4 protein-coding genes, 1 tRNA gene and 1 pseudogene are annotated in these 5,129 nt (G+C 55.5%); 3 read left to right on the plus strand and 3 right to left on the minus strand.

Annotated features, from left to right (window positions below; translation table 11 throughout):
• Positions 1–107 precede the first annotated feature (107 nt).
• Both EDC90_RS20450 and EDC90_RS20455 read left to right on the plus strand, forming a co-directional pair.
• Positions 108–593: a hypothetical protein gene (locus EDC90_RS20450; RefSeq protein WP_281015424.1), complete on the plus strand. Its 486-nt coding sequence runs from the start codon at positions 108–110 to the stop codon at positions 591–593.
• Positions 594–993: 400 nt separating this feature from the next.
• Entirely contained in the window at positions 994–2,409 is a 1,416-nt protein-coding gene (locus tag EDC90_RS20455; RefSeq protein ID WP_132314357.1) for a Mob protein, read from the plus strand.
• Between the two features lie 330 nt (positions 2,410–2,739).
• Here the strand turns inward: EDC90_RS20455 and EDC90_RS21030 are convergent, their stop codons facing one another.
• Positions 2,740–2,916 carry a hypothetical protein gene (locus tag EDC90_RS21030; protein WP_207903989.1) on the minus strand — a complete coding sequence of 59 codons (177 nt, stop codon included), beginning with the start codon at positions 2,914–2,916 and terminating at the stop codon, positions 2,740–2,742.
• 491 nt (positions 2,917–3,407) lie between these two features.
• Here EDC90_RS21030 and EDC90_RS21385 point away from each other — a divergent pair.
• A pseudogene (locus tag EDC90_RS21385) lies at positions 3,408–4,490 on the plus strand (recombinase family protein); the annotation flags it as partial.
• 90 nt (positions 4,491–4,580) lie between these two features.
• Here EDC90_RS21385 and EDC90_RS21390 read toward each other — a convergent pair.
• Together EDC90_RS21390 and EDC90_RS20470 are read right to left on the minus strand one after the other, a co-directional pair.
• On the minus strand, positions 4,581–4,736 hold the full coding sequence (locus EDC90_RS21390; RefSeq protein WP_245511159.1) for a hypothetical protein: 156 nt from the start codon (positions 4,734–4,736) through the stop codon (positions 4,581–4,583).
• A 313-nt stretch (positions 4,737–5,049) separates the two neighbouring features.
• Positions 5,050–5,126 (minus strand) — tRNA-Met (locus EDC90_RS20470).
• Positions 5,127–5,129 lie beyond the last annotated feature (3 nt).

Below are 5,129 nucleotides of genomic sequence, written 5' to 3' on the forward strand. Positions count from 1 at the left end.
ACATCAAAAACAAGCAGCATAATCAATCACACAAACCAGCCAGAGCCTCCAATGCTCAAGCCGCTCTGATGTCCCATTTTATATGACAACGGACACTGCTGTCAGATATCCAGGCGGAGATGACATTTCTCCTGGCGGGGCGCGCCGCCGAGCAACTCATGCTCACAGATGTGTCCGCCGGCTCAGGCGGTCCCTCGGGTTCAGACCTCGCGATCGCGACAAATCTGGCTTTGAAGATCGATACCACCACCGGGCTTGGTGCGGTCGGTCCGGTCTGGCGCGGCGAAACTGCCACCCTCATGCTCCACGATAACTATCAGATGCAGCGCGTAAGGCGCCGGTTGGAAGATGCGCAGATGACCGCCGAAAATATCCTCGAACGAAATCGAAGTCTATTGGAGGATATGGCCAAAGTCTTGGTAAGCAAGCGTGAACTCAGTGGTCCTCAGCTCGAAGACCTACTGGGTCGTGTCGAGCCAGAGCGCGGGGAGGAAACCACCTTGCGCGGTCAGCACGAGCTACACAACGGAAGGTCCATCAGTAAATCAGATGGCATTGGCGATTGCGACGGATTCCACAGCATTACAAAATAACATTGCTCTTCACTGACAGAGATTGCCAAAATGAGCTGCGTGTGCGTTAGGCGTCGAGCGCACCGAGGCGTTATGATCGACTGGCGGCAGGTCTGACTGCCAATCGATCACTTCGGTGACTGGAAAGAAAGAAGACATTACTGCCGCGCGCCCGCATCACGCTTTCGGGGCGACAAAACTTCCGTTCCGTGTCCCTGCTCGACCTTGAAAGGCATATAGAGCTGGCTCCAGTCACCGAACATACCTCTCTAATTCTCCCGGAAAATGTCTCCCGAAAAACTAACGACAGTCTGTCAATGTAGATAGTTTTACGTCGACCGAAAAGTCAGTCATCCCGTTTTCGATTTTCACAACCGACCCGTATTCTGTTCAGAGGATAAGAATACAGGTCAGGTGCAGCATGAGCTACCAGTTTATTCATATACAGACATACGGTGACAGCGCTCGAAGCGTGGGGCAGAACGAAAACCACGTAAACAGTGCACAGCAGGTGTTCGGCGAGGCGATGCGTCTGCCGGAATACTCGCTGCACGTCGACAACCCGCTTCCAGCACATTGCGTGGGTGGCACACACACAGTGGAGGAACTCGCTCGGAGACGGAGCGAACTACTCCTGTCAATCCGCGAAAAGGTTGTGTCCAAGACAGGGAAAACATATGAGCGCCGCCTGAGGAAGGATGCTCAAACTCTCTATACGGAAATTCACTCTCACCCCATGAAGTGCTCGGTGCTCCAGGAAAACTACGCGCAAAATCGGCATGTAATTAACCAATGGCTTGCGCTATTGCTCAGGGACTTCGAAAACCGTATGCCGTCTGGCATCGAGTGGAGCGCGGTCCTGCACCGTGACGAAGAGTATGTCCACGCACATATCTTGGCCATCAATGCAGACGACCCGAAGCTCAATGCGGCCAGCCTGCATTGCGGCAAGAATGCAGCATCCAGATATCGCGCAGCACACGACACTTCCTCGGCGATCCCACCGCTTCCGAAGCCAGAGCTTCTGCTGCGCCCGCGCAAACCACGAAAACCAAAGCTGGCCAGAAAACAGCAAACGCGAGTCCGAAATCAACGGAAGTACGAGGCCGCTATCTTTGAATGGGAGCAAGCCTGCACTCAAGTCCATCAGGAAAACCAAAAACGGCTCCGACTATGGCGCGCGGAGAACAGTGCCCATCTTCGCGAAGCGAGAAAGCTCCGCACACACGTGCCCGAAATGAAGGCTTACGACGATGCCATGCGTGCTCTTCAGGACCACTATCACGATGCTGTTGGAAAGCCCTGCGGGCTATTGCGCGACGGGCCGCGCAAAGAGAGACTTTCGACCGTCGAACATGCCACTCGCAAGCGCCAAGCCGAAAAACTTGCAAAGGATATCAAGAACGTCAAACACATGCGGCGCGAAACGGCGGCAGAGGCTCAAAACATCGCGGACAAGACCAGGATGTTCGTCAAGAACCTTGAAGCACAAGAAGCGCGGCTTTTGCTTCGCGAAGAGGAAATCCGACGGCGAGAGGACGACTTGACAGCCAGGGTCTCCGCATTTGATGAGCTTGAGGTTGCGATGGAGGAAACGCTCTCTGCAGCGGAACGGGGCGAGATCCATTTCTCCGCCAGAGGCTTCCAACTCTCCAATCCAAATATCACCGGACGGCTCCAGAACTTCCTGAATCCTGACCTCTGCCAAACTCCAGCAAGAAAGATTTTCGAAAAGTTTCTTAAGCTGATCAAGAGGACGGTTGTCGGCTCAACCGGGTATCCCCCTGTCTCGACAGACGAAATACCTGCTGAAGACTTGGACAGACCCGGTCTTTAGTCCGGTTCGGCGCCTTCAGGCGTCTCTTGCTGTCGGCGCCCTTAGCTGCTTGAACAGCCTTTGGTGAACCGGACGCAGGTGCTAGGCTGCGGATTCCGAAGTTAACCGGCCGGGTATTCCGATTTGAAGCCGGCCGCCATTCCGGAATGAAGCCGGCCACGATTCCGATTAATAATCGGCCACCTTGAAGGCATGAGACACCCCCTGGGACAGCAACTTTGGCATGACCGTCCTTGTGACCAAAGGAAGCGTGATGCCGGCAAAGAGAAGGCTGACCATGAGACAATTACGACAGATGCTCCGGCTTGCCGAAACACCCGTGAGATTGCACTAACGCTCGGCGTGGCGCGCAGCATGGTTCAGGATAATCTGAAGCGAGCGGCCGCGGCGGGACTGCGCTGGCCGCGTTGCGGAACCGAACTTTCTAAGCGCTTCGATGATCGAGCCGCCACCAGATCGACGCCCGACGCCGAGCGCAGACAAAACAGCAACAGCAAACGCTCGCAAGCCATCCGAAAGAGAAACAAACAAGGCGAACAACACGCGTGATGCAACATGAAGCGAGGGCCATAGCTCTTCACAAGAGTGGCAGCTGATGACAGACGTTTTAGCGCAAACGACATGCACTCTCGTTATAAGGTGAATCTTTCATAAGATTTTCCTTAGTTATCAACATTTTACGTAGTTTTTCGTATTATTTGGACTGGATAACATTTTCGCACACCGGGTAAACTGCTCCCATCAATCACAGCGGAGGCAAGGCCTCCACCGGACTGGAGCACTCGGGGCCTATGGCGCGAGAACGGACGAGGCATGTCAAAATCAGGAACAAGGCAGCGGGTGCCACCCCCACTTTGCCTGTTGACAATGCGACTGCTCCTTCAGACCATAAAGAACATAAAGCAGACTTCTACAATTTCATCCGCGCTCTCGCTCGTGATCAGGCACGCAAGGACCATGATCGCGATCCGGGGTGAGAGGCTATCCGGAGACCAGCGATGTCCACTCCCATCCGCGCTGTCATATACGCCCGCTACTCGACCGATCTTCAGCGGGACGCCTCGATTGATGACCAGGTTCGCGCGTGCGATGCCTATGCGAAGCGTCAGGGTCTCGATGTAGTCGAGATATATTCCGACCGCGCAACATCCGGCGCCAGCCTGATGCGCAGCGGAATCCAGAAGCTGATGCGCGACGCCCAGTCGCGGCAGTTCGATGTCGTGATCACGCACGCCCTCGATCGTCTGTCACGCAATCAGGCCGACATCGCAGGCCTCTATCAAAAACTTCAATTTGCCGGGGTCATGATCGAGACGATCTCGGAAGGCAGCATCGATGAGATGCATATCGGCCTGAAAGGCACGATGAATGCCCTCTACCTCAAGGATCTTGGCAAAAAGACTCGCGAAGGGCTTCGCGGCCGTGCATCGGCAGGCAAGTCCGCCGGCGGCAAGACCTATGGATATGATGTTGTTGCCATACGCGATCAGACGGGCGAGCCCGTTCACGGAGAACGCGCGATCAATCAGAGTGAAGCAGCCATTGTCCAACGTATCTTCCGCGACTATGCGAATGGCATCTCGCCGAAGAAGATTGCCGAAGCGCTGAACCGCGAACAGGTCCCGGCGCCCCGCGGAAAGCATTGGGGCGCCTCAACAATCCATGGAAACCGGGAACGAGGCACCGGCATTCTCAACAATGAACTTTATATCGGACGGCTTGTCTGGAACCGCCTCACCTATGTCAAGGATCCCGAGACGGGAAAGCGAGTGTCACGCCCAAACAGGCAGGAAGACCTGACCATCACCGACGTCCCGGACCTTCGCATCATCGATCAGGGCGCCTGGGAGGCCGCCAAAGCTCGACAAGGCGCGCTCAAATCGAAGGGCGCCGGAACAGCCGTCTGGGACCGACGGCGTCCTCGCACGTTGTTTTCCGGTCTGATGCGTTGCGGTTGCTGCGGCAGTGGTTTTTCCAAAATACAGAAAGATGCGTTCGGGTGCTCCGCTGCGCGCAACAAGGGCGACGCCGTCTGTAAAAACATGCTCACCATAAAGCAGCGAGATCTTGAGACCCGTGTTCTTGAAGCGCTCACCAACAATCTGATGGAGCCGGAAGCTGTCAGGATTTTCTGTGAGGAATATACCGCGGAACGGAACAGGCTGGCCAATTCAGCGGCAACAGATCGCAAAACCAAGGAAGCAGAGCTCGCAAGGGTCAAGAACGACCATGCCAAACTGGTTGACGCGATTGTCGCGGGCGTGCTGGCCGATCAGGTCAAGGACCGCATGAACGACCTCGATCGCCGCCGCAAGGCCCTCGAACACGAACTTGCATCCATCGAGGCGCCGGAGCCGGTCCTGTTCCACCCATCAATGGCGGCACGCTATCGCGAGCAGATTACAGGGCTCATCGCCGGCTTGAGCGAAGCTGATCAGATGCTCGGGTCGAAAGAAGCGCTTCGCGATCTGATCGAGAAGATCGTTCTAACGCCATCGGATGACGGCGCCGGTCTCGATATCGACCTCTATGGTGCGATTGCGGGCCTACTACACCTTGCGACAGGTGTTTCGTCGGCAAATGGCAAAAAGACCTCACCCGTTGAAAGTGAAGCCTTTGATATTGTTGATAAAACAGTGTTGGTTGCGGGGGCAGGATTTGAACCTGCGGCCTTCAGGTTATGAGCCTGACGAGCTACCGGGCTGCTCCACCCCGCGTTA

This window comes from Martelella mediterranea (assembly GCF_004342225.1).
Lineage (GTDB): Bacteria > Pseudomonadota > Alphaproteobacteria > Rhizobiales > Rhizobiaceae > Martelella > Martelella mediterranea_B.

What these genes read in the sequence shown, in the direction of transcription:
- EDC90_RS20455 (WP_132314357.1), top strand. Translation starts at nt 994, where the DNA reads ATGAGCTACCAGTTTATTCATATACAGACATACGGTGACAGCGCTCGA.